Raw genomic sequence first — 20,287 nt, forward strand, 5'->3', positions numbered from 1 at the left:
CAGGCGTCCGGATGACCTCGCAGGGCGCGGTGGACCTCCTTCGGGTCGGGCCGGCATGAGTGCCGACACGACCCCCGAGCAGGGGTCCTCCGCGCCTTCGCGCACCAGCCCGCCGACCGGCATACGGCGGCACCGCTGGCTGCTCGGCCCAGCGACGCTGCTGCTGCTCGTCATCCTCGTGCGCACGTTCCTCGTGACGCCGTTCGGCATCCCCAGCGGGTCGATGCAGGACACCCTGCTCATCGGTGACCGGATCCTCGTGAGCCGGCTGACGGCGCCCGCGGACCTCCAACGGGGCGACGTCGTCGTCTTCGACGCGTCGCAGGGCTTCAACCTGCGCGTGCCCGAGCGGGGTCTCTTCCAGACGTTCGTCGAGGCTGCCCAGAGCATCTTCGGCAAGGGTCAGCCGACCGACTACATCAAGCGCGTCATCGGCCTGCCCGGCGACCACGTGAAGTGCTGCGCGCCGGACGGCCGCCTCGAGATCAACGGGGTCGCCGTCGACGAGCCCTACATCGCCCCCGGCGCGGTGCCGAGCACGATGACCTTCGACGTGACGGTGCCGCCCGACCGTTTCTGGGTGATGGGCGACAACCGCGGTGCCTCTGCGGACTCGCGCGCGCACCTCGGCGACCCGGGTGGCGGCATGGTCCCCGGGGAGGACATCATCGGCAAGGTGTGGGTGCGATACTGGCCGCTCGGTCGGCTCGGATACGTCGACCAGGGCCAGCTGGCATCCGTGCCAGCCGCCCCCGTCCCACGAAATGGTGAGTGATGTCGCAGCAGACCGGACGCCCCGAGGACCCGACGCGCGGGCGCGGCACTGACGACCTCCAGCGTCGTCGTGGGCGCGCTGACGACGACTACGACGACGACTTCGACGACGACCTCGAGGACGACGAGGACCGCCCCCGCGGCTTCGGCGCTACCGTTCTCGCCGGCATCAAGGAGCTCGTCATCGTCATCGTGCTCGCGATGGCCCTGTCGTTCGTCGTCAAGACGTGGCTCTTCCAGGCCTTCTACATCCCGTCGGGCTCGATGGAGAACACCCTCGTGCGCGACGACCGGGTCATTGTCAGCAAGCTGACGCCCGGCCCCTTCGACCTGCGGCGCGGCGACGTCGTCGTCTTCGAGGACCCGGGCACGCCGCAGCCGTGGCTGGCCGGGCTCGACAGCGGGGCGAGCACCGTTGGTGGCCCCTTCCACGAGGCGCTCGTCTTCGTCGGGCTGCTCCCGGAGGACTCCGAGAACCACCTCATCAAGCGCGTCATCGGGCTGCCCGGCGACCACGTGCAGTCCGACGGCGGTACCGGGCCGATCCTCGTCAACGGCGTCGCGATCACCGAGCCCTACGTCAAGCCGGGTGACGCGCCGAGCGAGGGCAAGAAGTTCGACATCACCGTGCCGGCCGGGCACGTCTGGGTCATGGGCGACCACCGCTCCGACTCCTCCGACAGCCGCTTCCACGACGACGGCACCGGCGCCACCGGCTCGGTCCCGATCGACAAGCTCGTCGGGCGAGCCCTCTTCATCGTCTGGCCCATCGACCACGTGACGTGGCTCGGGGTGCCGGAGCGCACCTTCGCGCAGGTCCCCGCCCCGGCGAGCACCCCGGCCGTCAAGCCGTCGGGCACGAAGACGACGCCGGCCGCGACGAAGGCCCCTGCGAGCTGACGGTCCCGATGGTCGCGCGTCCAACCCCTTCCAAGAAGCCCTCGCTGCGGGTCGAGCGCGCCCTGCAGCGTTCGGGCCACCGCCTCCTCGCCGGCATGGACGAGGTCGGCCGCGGCGCCCTCGCGGGCCCCGTGAGCGTCGGCGTCGTCGTCATCGACGAGACGGTGCGCTCGGCCCCCGTGGGGGTCAAGGACTCCAAGCTGCTCACCGAGCGGGCCCGCAAAGGCCTCGTGCCACGCATCCAGCGCTGGGCCGTCGCATATGCCGTCGGGCACGCCGGTCCCGACGAGATCGACGCCATCGGCATCATGGCCGCGCTTCGCCTCGCGGGCACCCGAGCGCTCGACTCGCTCGGGGTGGTGCCCGACCTCGTCATCCTCGACGGCAACCACGACTGGCTCACCGCACCGGGCGAGGTGGGGCTGCTCGCCTTCTCCGGCGACGCGGCCGGCCCGTCGACGCCTCCGGTGACGACGATGATCAAGGCCGACATGAAGTGCTCGTCGGTCGCCGCGGCCAGCGTGCTCGCGAAGGTCGAGCGCGACGACCTCATGGTGGGGCTCGCGGCCGACCACCCGGCATACGGCTGGGCCCTCAACAAGGGGTATGCCGCGCCGGAGCACATGGACGCCATCACCCGCCTCGGGCCGTGCGAGCTGCACCGGCGGTCGTGGCGTCTGCCCGGCGTGCACGAGCCGGGTCTCGATGGGGTGTTGAATGGGATGACGGACCTGCCGGTGCCCGCCTCCGTGCCCGAGCAGACAGCGACGACGGTCAGGTGAGCCAGCGGTGAGTTCGGAAGACCTCGAGAAGTACGAGACCGAGATGGAGCTGCAGCTCTACAAGGAGTATCGCGACGTCGTCGGCCTCTTCACCCACGTCGTCGAGACCGAGCGGCGCTTCTACCTCGCCAACTCCGTCGACGTGAAGGTGCGCACCGACGGCGGCGAGGTCTTCTTCGACGTGACGATGGCCGACGCCTGGGTGTGGGACATCTACCGCCCGGCGCGCTTCGTCAAGAACGTGAGGGTCGTGACGTTCAAGGACGTCAACGTCGAGGAGCTGCCCAAGCCCGACATCAAGCTCCCGGAGTCCGGCGACTTCTCCTGACGGCCCGTCTGTTGTCCACACCTCCCCCCGCGGCCGTCGCCGCAGGGGTATGCCGTCCACAGCCGTAAGGTGGGTCTCGCGCCGTCACGCGTGGGGCACCGATGGTGGGACGCATGGACCTCACGACCCCCGTTCTCCCCGGTGGCGCACCCCTCTCCGACTCGTGCTCCGGCTCGGGCTCTCGCTCACGGTCGAGCCCTGGGAGGAGAAAGGGCGCGCGCTCGTCGCCGCCCGCCACGCGCGCCCTCGGTGACTACGGCGAGCGGCTGGCTGCGCGCTACCTCCTCGAGCAGGGTGTGGAGATCCTCGACCGCAACTGGCGGTGCGTGCGCGGGGAGCTCGACATCGTCGCGAGAGAGGGCGCCGACCTGGTCATCTGCGAGGTGAAGACGCGCAGCGGCGAGGGCTTCGGCGCGCCCTACGAGGCCGTGACGTGGCGCAAGCAGCGCCGGCTGCGCCAGCTCGGGGGGCTCTGGCGGGACGAGCATCCGGAGAAGTGCGCGGGTCCGCTGCGCATCGACGTCATCTCGATCCTGTGCCTGCCGGGTCGGCCGGCGCGGCTCGAGCACCTGAGGGGAGTGTGCTGATGGGCTTCGGGCACACGCGGTCCGTCGCCCTGCGCGGGGTCAACGGCTTCGTCGTCGACGTCGAGGCACACGTGGCGCCGGGCCTGCCGGGCTTCGCGATCAGCGGGCTGGGCGACTCGGCCGTCAAGCAGTCCTCCGACCGCATCAAGGCCGTGTCCGCACTGATCGAGGGGCTGCCGGTCAGCCAGCGGCGAGTCACCGTCAACCTCTCACCGGCAGGGGAGCGCAAGATCGGGACCGGCTTCGACCTCGCCATCCTCATCGCCGTGGCCGCTGCGATGGGCGTGGTCGAGGACCGCGTCGTCGCCGACGTCGTCCACATCGGCGAGATCGGCCTCGACGGCACGGTCCGCTCGGTGCCGGGCGTGCTGCCGCTCGTGCGCGCCGCCAGCCTCACCGGCGTTCGGCACGTCGTCGTGCCGGTCGCGAACGCGGCCGAGGCGAGGCTCGTCCGGGGGGTCAGGGTGCATCCGGTCTCCGAGGTCGCCGAGCTCATCCGTCGCTATGACGCGCTCCGGCGCGGCCGAGCCGTGGAGGAGGTGAGCGTGCCTCCGGGCCCACCGCCGGCAGTGGGAGCGGCCAAGGACCTCTCCGAGGTCGTCGGCCAGGCGGATGCGAAGCTCGCCCTCGAGATCGCGGCCGCAGGCGGGCACCACCTCATGCTCGCGGGGCCACCCGGGGCCGGCAAGACGATGCTCGCCGAGCGACTGCCGGGCATCCTGCCCGGCCTCGACAACGAGGAGTCGATGGAGGTGACGGCCATCCACTCGGTGCTCGGTGCGCTCGGGTCATCGATGGGCGGCGGTCAGCTCATCACCCGACCCCCGTTCGTCGCGCCGCACCACGGAGCGTCGCAGGCAGCCATCGTAGGTGGGGGCAGCGGGCACATCCGGCCCGGGGCGATCACGCAGGCGCACCGCGGGGTGATGTTCATGGACGAGGCTCCGGAGTTCTCGAAGGCGGTATTGCAGTCGCTGCGCACGCCCCTCGAGACCGGGTCCGTGACGATCGCCCGGGCCCTGGAGACGGTGACCCTGCCGGCCCGCTTCCAGCTCGTCATGGCGGCCAACCCCTGCCCGTGCGGCCACGGCTGGGGCAAGGGCCTCGACTGCACGTGCACGCCGATGATGCGTCGCGCCTACTTCGGGCGGTTGAGCGGTCCCTTGCTCGACCGTGTCGACCTCCAGGTCCATGTGCAGCCGCCGGGGCTGTCGCTCGCCGGCCGGTCGCCGGGGGAGTCGAGCGCGGCGGTGGCGGCGCGTGTCACCGGGGCACGGATGGCGCAGGCCAAGCGCTGGGGCCCGGTGCTCGACGCCCGTAGCCCCGTCAACGCTGACGTGCCCGGCTCCGTGCTGCGGGCCGCGCCCTGGCGGTTGCCCCCCGACGCCACGGCGACACTCGACCGCGCCCTCGAGAGGGGGTCGCTCAGCCTGAGAGGCTACGACCGGTCGCTTCGAGTCGCGTGGACCGTCGCCGACCTCGTGAGGCTCGAACGCCCCGAGCGCGAGCAGGTCGACCTCGCCCTCTCGCTGCGCCACCGGCAGGGGGTGGCGGCGTGAGGGGCGACGACCGGTGGGCGCGGGTGGCGCTGTCCCGGCTGGCGGAGCCCTGCGACAAGGAGGTGCACGCCCTCGTGGAGTCCGTCGGTGCCGTGGAGACGGTGCACCGCATCCACGAGGGCGCGGGCAAGCTCTCGCGCTTCGCCGCGCGGGTGGCCACGCTCGACACCGAGCGCGACCTGGCCATCGCCGGCACCGTGGGTGCTCGGGTGGTCGTGCCCTCCGACGAGGAGTGGCCGCAGTCGCTGAACGGCATCGCGGTGCCGCCGTGGTGCCTGTGGGTGCGCGGGCCCCTCCATCTCGGCGAGACCGTCGAGCGCTCGGTCGCGGTCGTCGGGTCACGCACGGCCACCTCCTACGGCGAGCAGATCGCCGCCGACCTCGCTGCCGGGCTGGCCACCCGGGGCTGGGCCGTCGTCTCCGGCGCCGCCTTCGGCATCGACGGCAGCGCCCACCGCGGGGCCCTCGCCGTCGACGGCCCCACGGTCGCGGTGCTCGCCGGCGGCGTGGAGCGGCCCTATCCGGTCGCCCACTCTGCGCTCATCAACCGCATCGCCGCGCAGGGGCTCGTCGTGTCCGAGGTGGCACCCGGCTCCGCCCCCATGCGGTCGCGCTTCCTCTCGCGCAACCGGCTCATCGCCGGCATGACCCGCGGCACCGTGGTCGTCGAGGCCGACCTCAGGTCGGGCTCGCGCAACACCGTCGGGCACGCGACGGACGCCGGGCGTCCGGTCGGAGCGGTGCCCGGTCCGAGCACGTCGATGGCCTCGGCGGGGTGCCACCAGGAGATCCGCGACGGGCGCGCGGTCCTCGTCACCTCGGTTGCGGAGATCATCGACCTCGTCGGAGAGATCGGCGCCGATGCCTGCGAGCCGCTCCACGGGCCCGTCCTGCCCGAGGACGGGCTGTCGCTCCTCGACGCGGCGGTGCTCGAGGCGGTGCCCTTCCGCGTCGGCACAGATCTCGACCGGCTCGTCGTCGCGACGGCCCAGTCACCGCTCGGGGTCAGGTCGGCACTCGGGCGACTCGAGCGGGCCGGCCTCGTGGTCGAGTCCGAGGGGCGGTGGCGCAAGCGCGCCGCACGCGTCCAGCGCGCCGACTGACCGCAAGGTCGAGTGCGCACTTCTCGACGGGCCGGTCTCGGCTGCCGCGCTCATCCTTCGCATGCTCCCGCTAGAGGCGGCTGTCGGGAAGTGAGTACTCGACTGTGTCTGGGGTGTCGGGAGGTGGGCACTCGACTTCTGGGGCGTGGGGGTTGCCCTATGCGGGAAGGTTTGTCATGGTGCGGGAGTGACAGATGTGGTGCAGGAGCCGGAGGGTGTGCTCGAGCGGCACTCCGAGCTGCTGCACGCGTACGGACGGCACCTCGGTGCCGAACGCGGTCGGTCACCTCACACGCGCCGCGCCTACCTCGGTGACGTGCGCAACCTGCTGACCTTCGCGGCCGGCCGCGGCATCCTCGAGCTCGACGAGCTGCGCATCGCCGACCTGCGCGCCTGGCTGGGCGAGCAGGCTGATGCCGGAGCAGCGCGCTCGACCATCGCCCGACGGGCAGCGTCGGCGCGGACGTTCCTCGGCTGGGCCGCGCACACCGGTCGCATCCCCACGGATCCCTCGTTGCGGCTCGTCGCGCCGCGACGTCACTCGGCCCTGCCCGACGTGCTCAAGCAGACCGAGGCGGGCCAGCTGCTCGACGTGGCGGCGGTGCGGGCCGACGACGCCGACCCGATCCACGTGCGCGACCGGGCCATGCTCGAGCTGCTCTATGCCAGTGGCATCCGCGTCGGCGAGCTCGCGGCGCTCGACGTCGACGACCTCGACCTCGACCAACGGGTCGTCCGCGTCATGGGCAAGGGGTCCAAGGAGCGAGTCGTCCCCTTCGGGGAGCCCGCCCGCCGTGGCCTGCTCGCCTGGCTCTCCGTTCGAGCCGCGCTCGTGACCCCCACGTCAGGCCCCGCGCTGTTCCTCGGCAGGCGCGGCAGGCGCGTGGATGCCCGGCAGGTGCGTTCGACCGTCCACGAGATGCTCTCGCACCTGCCGGACGCCCCCGACCTCGGACCGCACGGCCTCCGTCACAGCGCTGCGACGCACCTGCTCGAAGGCGGCGCCGACCTTCGGATGGTGCAGGAGCTGCTCGGCCACGCGAGCCTCGCGACGACGCAGCTCTACACCCACGTCTCGGTCGAACGGCTCCGGACGAGCTACGAGCAGGCGCACCCGCGAGCCTGAGCGCGGGCGCGGGCGCGCGGTTGGGCGCGATCTCGGGCCACTCGGGCACTCCGCCATCCGGCCACTCGGGCGACCGGAGCGTCAGCCCAGCGGCAGCAGGACGATGCGTGCCCGCCCGACGAAGGCGAGCGGGTCGAGGTAGGTGCGGCCCCGCAGCACGCCCCAGTGCAGGCAGGTCACAGGTGCGCAGTGCCCAGCCTCCGCAGAGATCGCCCCGACCGGGTCGCCCTGCGCCACAGCGGTCCCCACGCCCACCGTCGACGAGACGGGCTCGAAGGTGCTGCGCAGACCTCCCGCGTGCGTCACGACCACGACGCCGCGCCCGGCGAGCCGGCCGGCATACGTCACTGTGCCGTCCGTGGGGGAGTGGACCGCCTGCCCGACCGCGCCCACGAGGTCGACGCCGCGGTGGCCGGGCAGCCACGGCTGGTCGGGCGGGTCGAAGCGTCGTGCCACCTCAGGCGTCGGCTGCAGCGGCCACGACCAGCGAATCTGCTGCTGAGGCGCCGACGCCCTTGTGGCAGAACGACTTTCGATCGTCGGCTCGGCAACTGCACTGGCCCCCGCACTGACTGCGAGGGCGAGGGCCATGACGGCAGACAACAGCGACATGTGGCCATCGTCAGCCCAGCCACGACCCGACACGGTCGGCCGAGTCCCATCTGTGGACGACGACCTCGACGCTCTTGGAGGTGTGGACAGCCGCGCGTCAGGTCGCAGCCGCAGCCAGCCGCCGACTGGCCTCGAGCAGGACGTCGTCGCGCTTGCAGAAGGCGAAGCGGATGAGCGTGCGCGCGGCATCGGCGTCGTCGTGGAACACCGAGACCGGCACCCCCACGACGCCCGCAACAGCCGGGAGACGACGGGCGAACTCCAGGCCGTCGGCGGCCCCGAGCGGCGCCGCGTCGGCGATGACGAAGTACGTGCCCGACGGGCGTGACACCCGCAGCCCGCACTCCTCGAGCGCCGAGCACAGGAGGTCGCGCTTCGCCTGCAGCGAGTCGCGCAGACCGGCATACACCTCGTCGCCGAGTCCGAGCGCGAGCGCCACGGCCGGCTGGAACGGCCCCGACGCGACGTAGGTGAGGAACTGCTTGACGGTGCGTGCCGCGGCGACCGCCTCGGCGGGACCCGTCAGCCAGCCGACCTTCCAACCCGTGGCCGAGAACGTCTTGCCCGCGGAGCTGATCGTGATGGTGCGCTCGGCCATGCTGGGCAGGGTCGCGACGGGCACGTGCTCGGCGCCGTCGAAGACGAGGTGCTCGTAGACCTCGTCGGTCACGACCCAGGCGTCGTGCTCCCGCGCGAGCCCGGCGATCAGCTCGAGCTCGGCCCGCGTGAAGACCTTGCCCGTCGGGTTGTGGGGTGTGTTGAGCAGGACGAGCCGGGTGCGGGAGGAGAAGGCCGCCCGCAGCGAGTCCTCGTCGACGGCGAAGTCGGGGAAGCGCAGCACCGAGGTGCGGCGCGTGGCGCCCGCGAGCGCGATCGTCGCGGCATACGAGTCGTAGTAGGGCTCGAAGGTGACGACCTCGTCACCGGGCTCGCACAACGCGAGCACGACCGCGGCGATGGCTTCCGTCGCCCCGACCGTGACGAGCACCTGCGTCGCGGGGTCGAGCGAGACGCCGTAGAAGCGCTCCTGGTGCGCGGCGATCGCCGCGAGCAGCTCGGGCACGCCAGGGCCGGGTGGGTACTGGTTGCGGCCGCCGTCGATCGCCGCCTTGGCCGCCTCGAGCATCTCGCGCGGCCCGTCGGTGTCGGGGAACCCCTGACCGAGGTTGATGGCCCCGGTCGACGTGGCGAGGGCCGACATCTCCGCGAAGATCGTCGTGCCGAACGGCTGCATACGCGTGACCAGCGGCGAGCTCATGCCGACCAACCTACCCAGCCACGTCTCGCGCAGAGGCGGTCGACGTCGCAGGCCCGCGCACCGCTGGTCGTTCTCGCTAGCGTGATCGTGGTCGTGCTGTTCACGAACTGGGCCACGTCGCTGATCATGCTGACGGTGGTGGCCGGGTGGGTGACCTTCCTGCGGAGGCGGCGCGGGACGGTCAAAGACACCGCGGGGCCTGCCACGGCCCAGGAGGCACGTGCAGAGGCGTCCACCGCGATGGGCCGGACACCGGGCGGGTGATGTGACGCGTCCTCTGCCACCTGAGTTATCGGCATTCTGCTCCGGGGCCGCACAACGCGGTACTAGCGTTTTCAGGTCACGCTCGGTTGACCCCCCTGCCGGGTGGACACCGCCTGTGGGAGGCAGCTGTGTTCGCATCTCGTGCCCGCATCCTCACCGTCCTGACCGCGGCAGCCCTGCTCTTCGGCTCCGCCGGGGCGCTCGCCGCCCCCGCCGAGGTCGCCTCTGCCGCGTCGGCGGCTCCTGCTGCCAGTCCGGCACCGGCCAAGGCCGACCGCGCGGTGCTCTTCGCGTCCGACGGCATGCGACCCGATCTCATGCAGAAGTACGCCGGGCAGGGAGCGATGCCGACGTACTCGTCGATGATGGCGAGCGGAGTGCGCGGCGACAACGGCATGGTGCAGGCCTTCCCGCCGAACACCGGCGTCGGCTGGTACACGATGGCCACCGGCACCTACCCGTCCGAGCACGGCTCGACGAACAACACGTACTACCGCCCCGGCGAGGCGTTCAACAACAGGACGAGCTTCTCGGCTGCCGGGACCCTCCAGGCCGACACGATCGCGGCAGCCGCCGAGCGGGGCGGCAAGAAGGTCGCCCAGATCGAGTGGGTGGGGGGCGCCAATGCCGCAATCGCAGGTCCCACAGTCGATTTCGCCAACTTCTACTCCACACGCGGTGTCCTCTCCTATCCGCTCAACGCGACAGAGCAGGCCGGTGCGGCATCGTTCGGCATCAGCTACCAGGTGGCGGGCTTCGCCCCCGCAAGCGGCTGGGCCAACGTGCCTGCCGGCGACCCGGCCGCGCCGCCGCAGGAGACTCAGCTGACGGTGGCGACGACCTTCGCCGCGCAGAACCCCACCCGCCTCTACGACATCTACGTCTACGACTCGGTCGTCGACGGCGTCTCGGCGTACGACCGCGCGGTGCTCGTGCCGGCACTTGCCGCCAAGAACGCAGCCAGCCCGGCCGCGCAGCTCGGCGTCGGCGACTTCAAGGACGTCAAGCTGCGCGGTGCGGACGGCCTTATCGGCGCTCGCGCCGGACAGTCTGCGGGCTTCTACACCAAGCTCATGACGCTGGCTCCGGACCTGTCCAGCTTCAAGCTGTACTTCACGTCCGTCCAGCGGGTCATCGCGACGTGCTCGACCGACGCGTGCAACGCACTCACCGCCGGTGGACCTGGAGAGGACCGCCTGGAGAAGTACATCGCCGACAACCTGCCAACGGCCGTCGATGCCGACTTCGCCCCGCTCGAGGCGCGGATCATCGACGAGGACACGTACGTGCAGCAGGGTCGTGACCTCGAGAGGGCCTACGGCGACGCGGTGCTCCAGTACGTCCTCGGCACGCTCCAACCTGACACCGACCTCGCCCTCGTCGGCTATCCCGTCACCGACGAGTTCAGCCACCAGTTCATGGCTCTCGTCACCCCCACCGGTCCGAACGGCAAGCCCAACCCGGTCTACGACGACGCCGACTACAACGGCAGCCCCGACGGGCGCATCGCCCAGCGCGAGGCATACATCCGTAGCGCCTACCACGAGGCTGACGCCAAGCTCGCGCTCACGCGCTCCCTCATGGGTGGGACGCCCACGACCATCGCCGGTTCCGACCACGGCTTCGCACCCCAGTGGTATGCCGTGAATGCCGCCAAGGTGCTCTCCGACGCCGGGCTCCAGTCGCCCGAGCAGCCCTCGAACTGCAGGGCGGCCGTGCGTACGGCGCCGCCCGCCGTCAACCTCGCCAAGGCCTGTTGGGCCGGCGGTACGGCACAGATCTACGTCAACTCCACCCTGCCACCCGGCACGACGTACGAGCAGGTCCGCACACAGGTCATCAGTGCCTTCCAGAACCTCACCGACCCGGCCAACCCGGGTGACCCGGTCGTGCTCAAGATCATGAAGAAGGAGGAGCTGCGAAACGTCGACGGCAGCGACTCCCTGCACCCGAGCAGGAGCGGCGACGTCGTCGTCGTGCTCGCCCCTCCCTACCAGTTCGACGCAGCCACCCCGGGCCAGACCATCGCGTACTCGAACTTCTTCGGCCAGCACGGCTACCTGCCCGACCTCGTCGACCTTGCGCACAACATCAACATGCACGCGACGTTCGTGGCCTCCGGTCCGGGCATCCGCAAGCAGTCGCCGGTCACGGGCATGCGTGCGATCGACGTCGCCCCGACGCTCGCCTTCCTGCTGCGCATCCCCGGCCCGCAGAACGCGCGGGGCAGGATCCGGGTGGACCTGACGACGTCGCCGAACCTCAAGGTCGCGACCATCCTCGACGTCAGCGACTTCCACGGCCAGCTGATCCCGCTGGCCGAGGCGCCTGACAACACTGCTCCGTCGACGCCGTCGTTCACCATCGGTGGCGCCGCGTACCTCAAGACGTGGTTCGACTGGTACCGCAGCACCGGCGAGGCCGCTGACGGCTCGCTCCTCGTCGCGGGCGGTGACTCCGTCGGTGCCACGCCGCCGATCAGCGCCTTCTTCGGCGACACCCCGACGATCGAGACGATGAACGACATGGGCTTCACGTCCGACGGACTGGGGAACCACAACTTCGACAAGGGGTCCGCCTACCTGCGGGGCACGCTGATCCCCTTGGCGAAGTACCCCTTCCTGTCGGCCAACGTCGTCGACGCCAACGGCAAGACGCCCCCCGAGTGGAAGCTGTCGCAGGTCTTCTCCTTCGCCGGCGTCAAGATCGGGGTCGTCGGCTTCACCAACGACGACGCACCGACCCTCGTCTCGCCGACGGCGTTCCCGCCGTTCCACGTCGCGGACTCCCTCGCAGCGGTCAACGCCGAAGCGGCGCGTCTCAAGGCGACCGGCGTCAAGACGATCGTCGCGGTGGGGCACCTCGGCGCGACCAACGGCACGCTGACCAACCCGACCGGACCGCTGCTGGACCTCGCCGACAACGTCAAGAACGTCGATGTCGTCATCGGCGACCACACGGACTTCCAGGTGGTCAGCACCCGAGGCAACGGGGTGCTCGTCACGGAGAACCGGAGCAAGGGCATCAGGTTCACGCGGGTCCGGATCGTCATCGACCCGTCGACGAAGTCCGCGGTCTACGAGACGGCCGACTTCCACAAGCCGTGGAACGTCGGCGTCACACCGGATCCGACGATCCAGGCGCGGATCAACGACCTGAACGCGCAGCTGACCCCGATTCTCTCGACGGTCATCGGGTCTGCGACGAGGTTCATCCCACGCACGGATGCGTGCGGAAACGGCGCGGGGCGCACCTGCGAGTCTCTCGTCGGCAACGTGGTCTCCGACGCGATGCGCGACACCTACTCATCGATCGGGGTCGAGTTCGCCATCACGAACTCGGGCGGGCTGCGTGACGCGCTCACGTGCCCGACGACCGACAACCCGTCGGACTTCTGTCCCGCATACACGCCGCCGCCCTTCCCGATCAGCCGCGGTCAGGTGCTCACCGTGCTGCCCTTCGGCAACATCGTCGTGACGCTGACGGTGAACGGCGCCGAGCTGAAGACGATGCTCGAGAACGGCGTGTCACGGATGCCGGCGGTGGACGGTCGCTACCCGCAGGTGTCGGGTCTCTGCTTCACCTACGACATCTCCCAGCCTGCCGGTTCTCGGGTGACGGGGGCGGTTCGGCAGGGCACGGACGGCCAGTGCAGCGGCGCCCCGGTCGACCTCACGGCGAGCAGCACGTACCGGATCGCGGAGAACGACTTCATGTCGACCGGTGGCGACGGCTACCCGATCTTCGCCCCGCGGGTGACGACGCAGAACATCATGGACCAGGTCGTCGCGGACTACGTCACGCAGAAGACGCCGCTCAGCCCGACCATCATCGGGCGCAGTTCGTGCACTACCTCCGGCACCCCCGCCTGCCCCGTGGTCGTCCCCTAGAAGATGCGAGAGAAGGATCGGGTCGGGGCCAGACCGTGAAGCGGCTGCTGCGTCCCCTGGGCGCCGTCGTCGTCGCGCTTGGCGTGGCCGTCGCCGGGTGCCCTGCCGTCGGCGCCCACGGCGACGAGGACGCGCTGGTGCTCCAACCGGCCGTCACGACGCCCGGCGGAGTGGTGGGGGTGCGCGGCGACCTGCCCACGACGAACAGCATCCGGCTCGTGCTGGTGGCGGTGGGGCAGGGCGATCAGGGGGAGGTGACGCTCGCTCGGCTCGAGGACCCGCCCCAAGGGCACTTCGAGACGGCTGTCACCGTGCCGACGACAGCCGCGCCCGGGACGTGGCATGTCGAGGCCCAGACGGCCGGTGGTGCGGTCCTTGCCGAGAGTGAGCTCACAGTGCTGGCCGCGTCGCCGTCGGCGGCCCGGGACGACCGGGCCGAGCCGGTTGCGCTCTCGCCGGGCTCGACGGCCCGAGCGCTGAGCGCCATCCGGCCTGACGTCGCGGACCCTGCCACTCGCGAGCGGGCGCCCACCGTGTGGTGGCCGTATGCCGTCGTCGCGGTGATGCTGCTCGCTGCAGTCGGGTGGGTGCGCCGGCACCGACAGCGTGAGCACGGTCGCGTCCCGCCGGCCGCCACGTCTTCGAGGTGAGCCGAGCCCCTCGTCAGCCGCCGAGTCCGCAGCCGGTGATCTTGTAGAGGGTGTAGTCGCCGATGGTCGTCACCTTCTCGAGCCCTTCGACCTTGGCGAGGTCGGCGAGCCCCGACGACCGCTCGGGCCGGTCGAGCCAGTAGGTGTGGGGGGAGTCGATGGCCCAGCGCACGTTGTGACGGGCGAGGGCTGCGCAGACGTCGGGTCGATTCACGAGGTCGTTGAAGCCGGTGCCGATGACGATCTCGTCGCCGGTCGTCGGGATGGGGATCGACCGGTAGAGCGTGTTCGTTCCGAAGAGCGCGAACATCAGGGGGGTGCCGTTCTCCGGTCGGCCGACGACGCCCTCACCGTCGGGGATCAGGCGCGCCATCTCGCGCAGGGAGTCCTGAGCCTCGAAGGAGAGGATGACCTTGTGCGGCGCGTCGGGCCGGAAGAAGCTCGAGAGGAAGTCGCTGCGGGTTCGGGCGTCGAGCACGACGGTCGACAGCGGAAGCACCGCGAGCGCCAGGGCTGCCGCCACGGTGGGTCGGGTGCGCAGCGGGGGCAGCTTCGAGAGCAGCGCCCGCAGGGCGGGAGCGGATGCCGCGACGAGCACGACGCCGGGCACCGCTGCGAGAGAGGCGAGTCGGACCTTGTCGTTGTACCAGTACCCGGTGATGAGAGCCGTCCACGACGCCGTCGAGGACGCTGCCATGACATAGAGCACGACGCAGGCCACCCACATCGCGACGACGGGCAGCGCAGCCCGGGCGCGCATGACGATCCACCCGATGCCGAGGACGATGAGCGCGAGCAGACCCCAGAGGATGTCGGGGATCTGCAGCCGCCCGCCGACGACCTCGACGAGGGCGGTCCAGGTCGTCACCCGGTCCGTCCACTGGTAGGACTGCGTCGAGGCGAGGCGCGCCGACACGACCGGGGCGATGAACAGGCCGACCGCGACGGCCGCGGCCACGATCGCGAGGTCGCGGGCGACCTTCCCCCAGCCGAGGTGACCCAGCAGCCCCGCGCGCATCCGTGCAGAGCCGAACCACACGAGGGCGAAGACGACGAGGGCGACCAGCGCGTTGGGCTGGATGAGGGCGAGCCCCGGCAGCGCAGCGGCGAAGCCGAGCCACTGCCCGACCCGACGAGAGCGCGCCGCCTGGAGCATGAGGGCCAGCGCTCCGGGCGTGAGGGCCGTTGCCATGAGGTTCGGCCAGAGGACGCCCCAGCCGAGGAGGATCGTCGGGAACGACACGAAGGCGGCGGAGGCCAGCCCTCCGGCATACGTGACGAGTCGGGAGGTGCCGAGCGCGTGCCGCACGAGGGCGACGCACCCGACCGGCCACACGACGGCGGCGAGCACGACGGTCGCGACGTTGGTGCCCGGCAGCACGTCGGCGACCCCGGGCAGCAGGCTCGTCGCCACCCAGGCGTGGAAACCGTTGGGATAGAAGGTCGGGTTGGCGATCGAGAAGTTGCCGGTGTCGAGGTAGAGCGCGATCCGGCTGAGGTGGTAGACGGCGTCAGGGCTGTCGACGAGCTCGTCGGGGCGCCCGATCGCCGGCAGGATCGTCACGAGCGCGACGAAGATGCCGATGCCGATCGCTCCGACGACGTCGGGGCGGGGCCGGCCCAGCAGCCGGCGGCTCGGTGACACGGTCGGCGCGGCGGTGCCCGCCCACCGCGCGGGGAGCCGGCCGACGAGGAGGCCGACGCCCCACGCCGCGCCGAAGGCGAGCAGCGTCACGACGGCCAGCGTGGCGAGCCCCCAGCCGATGCCGACCCGCTGGGCGACCGTCGCGGCGGCCGCGATGAGCCCCACCGAGACCGCCGGCGAGACCGCGAGGGCCTCGAGCCCACGGGACCCCAGAGCGCGCACGACGAGCCAGCCGGGCAGGAAGAGCACCACGGTGAGGACGACGAACGCCGGGATCGTCTCCACCCATTGCGTCATGCCGGTCATTCTGGTGGGTCGGCTCGATTTCTCCACAACCTGCTCGAGGTCGTAGGATCGAGGGCGGTCACGTGTGCTCGTCGCACGGACCGCAATTCGCGCGTCTCCGACCGGGTCGACACCCGGGTCGCACCACGGCAGTCCCACTCCTCTCGCGAGGGCGGGCGGGGTGCGTCGAGGCGCCAGGAGCGGCGTATGCCGTCGGGCCCGTCCGTCACGGACGGTCCCGCCGCGTGCACGCAGACAACTGACAACCACACAACACCAGGAGGACACGGCATGGCCGTCGTCACCATGCGCCAGCTCCTCGAGAGCGGCGTCCACTTCGGGCACCAGACCCGTCGCTGGAACCCCAAGATGAAGCGCTTCATCATGACCGAGCGCAACGGCATCTACATCATCGACCTCCAGCAGTCGCTGACGTACATCAACAACGCCTACGAGTTCGTCAAGGAGACCGTCGCCCACGGCGGCACCATCCTCTTCGTCGGCACGAAGAAGCAGGCCCAGGAGCCCATCGCCGAGCAGGCGACGCGCGTCGGCATGCCCTACGTCAACCACCGCTGGCTCGGTGGCATGCTCACCAACTTCCAGACGATCTCCAAGCGCCTCACGCGCCTCAAGGAGCTCGAGGAGCTCAACTTCGACGACGTGGCCGGCTCCGGCTACACGAAGAAGGAGCTGCTCATCCTCAAGCGCGAGAAGGACAAGCTGGAGAAGACCCTCGGCGGCATCCGCACGATGGCCAAGGTCCCCTCGGCCGTCTGGATCGTCGACACGAAGAAGGAGCACCTCGCCGTCGACGAGGCGCGCAAGCTCGGCCTGCCCGTCATCGCGATCCTCGACACGAACTGCGACCCCGACGAGGTCGACTACAAGATCCCCGGCAACGACGACGCGATCCGCTCCGTCACGCTGCTGACGCGGGTCGTCGCCGACGCCGTCGCCGACGGTCTCATGCAGCGCTCGTCCGGCAAGTCCGGTGGCGACGCCCAGGCCGAGGAGCCGCTGGCCGAGTGGGAGCGCGAGCTCTACGCCGACGCCGCTGCTGCCACCGAGGCTCCGGCTGGTGCCGCGGAGATCGACGCCGCCGAGGCCGCTGCCGAGGCGCCGGTCGAGACCCCCGTCGAGACGCCGGCCCCCGAGGTCGCCGCCGAGATCGCCGTCGATGCCCCCGCTGAGGCTCCCGTTGCCGAGGCCGCCGAGGCTACCGAGGCTCCTGCCGCCGAGGCCGAGGTCGCCGAGCAGGCCTGAGCCCTCCGCGGCCAGCCCCTTTCGAGACATACACACACGGACGAAAAGAGCGATACAGAGCATGGCGAACTACACCGCCGCTGACATCAAGGCACTGCGCGAGCAGACCGGCGCCGGCATGATGGACGTCAAGAAGGCGCTCGACGAGGCCGACGGCGACCGCGCCAAGGCTGTCGAGATCCTTCGCGTCAAGGGCCTCAAGGGCGTCACGAAGCGTGAGGGCCGCTCGGCCTCCAACGGCCTCGTGGCGGCCAAGGCCGGCGACGGCGTCGGCACCCTCGTCGAGGTCAACTGCGAGACCGACTTCGTCGCCAAGGGCGAGAAGTTCATCGCCCTCGCCGACCAGGTCCTGGCGCAGGCGGTGGCTGCCAAGGCCACCGACGCCGACTCGCTCCTCAAGAGCACGTTCGACGACGGCAAGACCGTCCAGGAGCTGCTCGACGAGGCCAACGCCACCATCGGCGAGAAGATCGAGGTGCGCCGCGTGGCTCGCCTCGAGGGCGACACGGTTGTGTCCTACCTCCACAAGACGAGCCCCGACCTGCCCGCGCAGATCGGTGTCCTCGTGGCGCTCGAGGGTGACGAGGCCGTGGGCCGCGACGTCGCGATGCACATCGCGGCGTTCAGCCCCACCGTCCTCACCCGCGACGAGGTCCCCGCCGAGACGGTCGAGAACGAGCGTCGCGTCGCCGAGGCCACGGCCAAGGAGGAGGGCAAGCCCGAGGCTGCTCTCCCGCGTATCGTCGAGGGTCGCGTCAACGGCTACTTCAAGGAGAACGTCCTGCTCGAGCAGCCGTTCGCCAAGGAGCCCAAGAAGACCGTCGCCAAGGTGCTCGAGGAGGGCGGCGCCACGGCAAAGTCCTTCGCGCGCTTCCGCGTCGGCCAGTGAGGACACCCCTCACGCACCTTTCGTAGCGCCAACCCGCGCATCACGACGACGTATGCCGGTCGCCCCCCTGGGGCGGCCGGCATCGTTGCGTCCCAGGCACATTCACCCCAGCACATTCACCCCAGCACCATCACCCCAAGCACATCCACCCCGGGCACATCCACCGCGAGGAGGGCCGCATGGCCACCGACACCCGCACCACCGCAGTGCCGACCGACGGCCCGCTGACGGTCTCGATCACCCGTCGGGTGCGCCCCGAGGACGAGCCGCTCATGCAGGCCTGGGTGCACGCAGGCACGTCGATGGCCGAGCGCTTCGACGGCTTCCTCGGCGCTGGCTGGGTCCGCTCGGGTGAGCAGGACTGGCACATGCTCTACCGCTTCGACTCCCGCGCGAACCTCGACGCGTGGGAGCGATCGACGGAGCGGATGCGCTGGCTGCGCTCTGCAGCCGACCTCGTCGAGCACCGCCGGACCGAGTACCGCACAGGCATCGAGGGCTGGTTCGACGAGCCGGAGACGCGCTCCGTCGAGGGGCCGGCCGATTCCGACCGGTCCACCGGAGCGCCGCCGCCGCGGTGGAAACAGGCCACGGTCATCTGGCTCGCCTTCTTCCCGACGAGCCTCGCGCTGACCTACCTGTTGTCGCCGGTGAGCGGCGACTGGCCGGTGCTGCTCCGGGTGCTTGTCACTACGCTCATCGCGACGCCCTGGATGACGTACGTCTTCCTGCCCTTCGTCACGCGGCTCTTCGCGCGCTGGCTCAGAGCCGCGGGCTGACCCGCGCTCCGGTTGCCGCCTCGAGGGCGCCCGCCCACCGCAGCACTTCGGCATCGGCGCCCCGGCGGCCGATGAGCGTGGCACCGACCGGCATGCCGCTGGAGCGCAGCCCGAGAGGCACGGTCACGGCAGGGTGACCGGCGCTGGCGTAGAAGGCCGAGTGCACGTTCGACAGCGACAGGAGCACGTCGGCGCCCGAGTGCTCGAACGCCTCGCCGAGCAGCTGCCGTGTGCGCTCGGCCAGGGCCGCGGCAGCCGCCGCGTGCGCCTCGGCGGTGGTGCGCCGCACGGCGGCGAGGCTGACGAACGACTGCCCCCGGGGGATGCGGCGCTCCGGGTCGGCGAGCCCCAGCCGCTGGAGCTCCACTACCGATGCCGGTCCTCCAGCGGCAGCCACGGCGGCCATCGTCTCGTGGGAGAGCCCGCCGAGGACCACGGCCACGAGGTCCTTCTCGACCGCGCCCGCGGTCTTGGCGTCAGCCACCTCCACCTCGACGCAGGTGGCCCCGAGCGCCTCCAGCGCCCTGGCGGCACGGTCGAGCAGGGCGCCGTTGTCGGTCGTGTCCTCGAGAGCGCTGCGCTGCCGCAGGACCTCCGCCCGCAGGACCCCGACCCGCGAGCCCGGCAGCGGTCCGGAGCCCACGATCTCGACGCGAAGCGCCCCGCCTGTCATCGCCTCGAGCAGGGCGGCCGCATCGGCCACGGTGCGCGCCACAGGTCCTGCGTCGTCCTGCGTGGCGACGAGAGGCATGATGCCCGCGCCGGGCACGAGCCCGTGGGTGGGCTTCATGGCGACGACACCGTTGAAGGAGGCCGGCGCGAGGAGCGAGCCGGAGGTCTCGGTGCCGATGCCGACGACGGTGAGGCCGGCGGCGACCGCGACCGCGGTGCCGCTGCTCGAGCCGCCGGGCGTCACGTCGGGGCCGTGGGGGTTGACGGTCTGCCCACCGACGGCGCTGACGCCGGGGGTGGTCGACACCGCGCCGGCCAGCTCGGAGAGGTTGTTCGTGCCGAGGACGACCGCCCCGGCCGCGCGCACGGCGGCGACGACGGCGGCGTCGGCGTCGGCCACGTGGTCGGCGAGGGAGAAGGTCCCACCCGTCGTGTGCATCGGCGCTGCCGTCGCGATGTTGTCCTTCACCGTCAGCGGTATGCCGTCCAGCGGGCCCCGCGCGGCACCCGCGGCGCGTCGTTCGTCGGACTTACGCGCCTCGTCCAGAGCACGGGGGTTGAGCTCGAGGATGCTGCGGAGCCGGTCGTCGAGGGCGCGGACGCGGGCGAGGTGGTGTAGCAGGAGGTCACGTGCGGAGAGAGAACCGGAGTCGAGCGCCGTTGCGAGAGAGGCAATGTCGGCTCCCTCCACCAACGAGCTGACACGCTCGGCGTCCGTGCCGGAGATGGTCGCCAGGGCCGCTTCGAAGGGAGCGAAGTCGAGAGGGCGGAGCCGGTCGGGCGTCGTGACCCGTCGTGCGACCCACCTCGACGCGATGACGGATCGGGCGGCGTCGAGGATCACGGACACGGTCGAACTGTAGTGCGCTGGGGAGTGCGCCGCAGGCTGCGGAGGTGTCTGCCCGTGTCTGCACCGTC

18 protein-coding genes are annotated in these 20,287 nt (G+C 71.2%); 14 read left to right on the top strand and 4 right to left on the bottom strand.

Translation table 11 applies throughout. The features are described 5' to 3' along the window. The first annotated feature begins 55 nt into the window (after positions 1 to 55). The 8 genes from lepB (FHX52_RS01285) to FHX52_RS01320 all read left to right on the top strand — a co-directional run bounded on the left by lepB (FHX52_RS01285) (position 56) and on the right by FHX52_RS01320 (position 7,159). The gene (lepB, locus tag FHX52_RS01285; RefSeq protein ID WP_141819216.1) at positions 56 to 775 is read left to right on the top strand and encodes a signal peptidase I; all 720 of its coding nucleotides are present in this window, start codon (positions 56 to 58) and stop codon (positions 773 to 775) included. Then, a complete protein-coding gene (gene lepB, locus FHX52_RS01290; protein WP_141819218.1) occupies positions 775 to 1,674 on the top strand; it encodes a signal peptidase I in 900 nt (299 codons plus the stop codon). The genes lepB (FHX52_RS01285) and lepB (FHX52_RS01290) overlap by 1 nt, the downstream gene beginning before the upstream one ends. 8 nt (positions 1,675 to 1,682) lie before the next feature. Further along, positions 1,683 to 2,456, top strand: a complete 774-nt coding sequence (locus tag FHX52_RS01295) for a ribonuclease HII (protein WP_141819220.1) — start codon at positions 1,683 to 1,685, stop codon at positions 2,454 to 2,456. A gap of 7 nt (positions 2,457 to 2,463) precedes the next feature. Continuing rightward, on the top strand, positions 2,464 to 2,784 hold the full coding sequence (locus FHX52_RS01300) for a DUF2469 domain-containing protein (RefSeq protein WP_026863782.1): 321 nt from the start codon (positions 2,464 to 2,466) through the stop codon (positions 2,782 to 2,784). Between the two features lie 113 nt (positions 2,785 to 2,897). Further along, complete coding sequence (locus FHX52_RS01305) at positions 2,898 to 3,371, top strand: YraN family protein (protein WP_141819222.1); 474 nt, start codon at positions 2,898 to 2,900, stop codon at positions 3,369 to 3,371. Further along, positions 3,371 to 4,930 carry a YifB family Mg chelatase-like AAA ATPase gene (locus FHX52_RS01310; RefSeq protein WP_141819224.1) on the top strand — a complete coding sequence of 520 codons (1,560 nt, stop codon included), beginning with the start codon at positions 3,371 to 3,373 and terminating at the stop codon, positions 4,928 to 4,930. The genes FHX52_RS01305 and FHX52_RS01310 overlap by 1 nt, the downstream gene beginning before the upstream one ends. Next, positions 4,927 to 6,033: a DNA-processing protein DprA gene (gene dprA, locus FHX52_RS01315; RefSeq protein WP_141819226.1), complete on the top strand. Its 1,107-nt coding sequence runs from the start codon at positions 4,927 to 4,929 to the stop codon at positions 6,031 to 6,033. Before FHX52_RS01310 ends, dprA begins: the two co-directional genes overlap by 4 nt. A gap of 196 nt (positions 6,034 to 6,229) precedes the next feature. Further along, positions 6,230 to 7,159 (top strand): tyrosine recombinase XerC, encoded by a 930-nt coding sequence (locus FHX52_RS01320; protein ID WP_141821967.1) that lies wholly within the window; start codon positions 6,230 to 6,232, stop codon positions 7,157 to 7,159. Between the two features lie 81 nt (positions 7,160 to 7,240). Here FHX52_RS01320 and FHX52_RS01325 read toward each other — a convergent pair whose 3' ends face one another. Both FHX52_RS01325 and FHX52_RS01330 read right to left on the bottom strand, forming a co-directional pair. Further along, positions 7,241 to 7,771, bottom strand: coding sequence for a murein hydrolase activator EnvC family protein (locus FHX52_RS01325; RefSeq protein ID WP_141819228.1), 531 nt, complete (start codon positions 7,769 to 7,771; stop codon positions 7,241 to 7,243). Positions 7,772 to 7,868: 97 nt separating this feature from the next. Then, complete coding sequence (locus FHX52_RS01330; RefSeq protein WP_141819230.1) at positions 7,869 to 9,029, bottom strand: pyridoxal phosphate-dependent aminotransferase; 1,161 nt, start codon at positions 9,027 to 9,029, stop codon at positions 7,869 to 7,871. An 81-nt stretch (positions 9,030 to 9,110) separates the two neighbouring features. On the opposite strand from FHX52_RS01330, the gene FHX52_RS01335 reads away from it, so the two are divergent. The 3 genes from FHX52_RS01335 to FHX52_RS01345 all read left to right on the top strand — a co-directional run bounded on the left by FHX52_RS01335 (position 9,111) and on the right by FHX52_RS01345 (position 13,833). Further along, positions 9,111 to 9,293: a hypothetical protein gene (locus FHX52_RS01335; RefSeq protein ID WP_141819232.1), complete on the top strand. Its 183-nt coding sequence runs from the start codon at positions 9,111 to 9,113 to the stop codon at positions 9,291 to 9,293. A gap of 128 nt (positions 9,294 to 9,421) precedes the next feature. Further along, on the top strand, positions 9,422 to 13,183 hold the full coding sequence (locus FHX52_RS01340; protein ID WP_141819234.1) for a 5'-nucleotidase C-terminal domain-containing protein: 3,762 nt from the start codon (positions 9,422 to 9,424) through the stop codon (positions 13,181 to 13,183). Positions 13,184 to 13,218: 35 nt separating this feature from the next. After that, positions 13,219 to 13,833, top strand: coding sequence for a hypothetical protein (locus FHX52_RS01345; RefSeq protein WP_141819236.1), 615 nt, complete (start codon positions 13,219 to 13,221; stop codon positions 13,831 to 13,833). 13 nt (positions 13,834 to 13,846) lie between these two features. On the opposite strand, the gene FHX52_RS01350 is transcribed toward FHX52_RS01345, so the two are convergent. Continuing rightward, positions 13,847 to 15,775 carry a DUF6541 family protein gene (locus FHX52_RS01350; protein ID WP_141819238.1) on the bottom strand — a complete coding sequence of 643 codons (1,929 nt, stop codon included), beginning with the start codon at positions 15,773 to 15,775 and terminating at the stop codon, positions 13,847 to 13,849. A 279-nt stretch (positions 15,776 to 16,054) separates the two neighbouring features. On the opposite strand from FHX52_RS01350, the gene rpsB reads away from it, so the two are divergent. The 3 genes from rpsB (at position 16,055) to FHX52_RS01365 (ending at position 18,697) form a co-directional block, all read left to right on the top strand. Next, a complete protein-coding gene (rpsB, locus tag FHX52_RS01355; protein ID WP_141819240.1) occupies positions 16,055 to 17,029 on the top strand; it encodes a 30S ribosomal protein S2 in 975 nt (324 codons plus the stop codon). Between the two features lie 61 nt (positions 17,030 to 17,090). Beyond that, positions 17,091 to 17,918, top strand: a complete 828-nt coding sequence (tsf, locus tag FHX52_RS01360; protein ID WP_141819242.1) for a translation elongation factor Ts — start codon at positions 17,091 to 17,093, stop codon at positions 17,916 to 17,918. 179 nt (positions 17,919 to 18,097) lie between these two features. Then, complete coding sequence (locus tag FHX52_RS01365; RefSeq protein WP_141819244.1) at positions 18,098 to 18,697, top strand: putative antibiotic biosynthesis monooxygenase; 600 nt, start codon at positions 18,098 to 18,100, stop codon at positions 18,695 to 18,697. Here the strand turns inward: FHX52_RS01365 and FHX52_RS01370 are convergent. Beyond that, positions 18,681 to 20,219, bottom strand: a complete 1,539-nt coding sequence (locus tag FHX52_RS01370) for an amidase family protein (protein WP_141819246.1) — start codon at positions 20,217 to 20,219, stop codon at positions 18,681 to 18,683. The genes FHX52_RS01365 and FHX52_RS01370 overlap by 17 nt on opposite strands. Positions 20,220 to 20,287 lie beyond the last annotated feature (68 nt).

The sequence above is a fragment of the Humibacillus xanthopallidus genome, assembly GCF_006717145.1.
Classification (GTDB): Bacteria; Actinomycetota; Actinomycetes; order Actinomycetales; family Dermatophilaceae; genus Humibacillus; species Humibacillus xanthopallidus.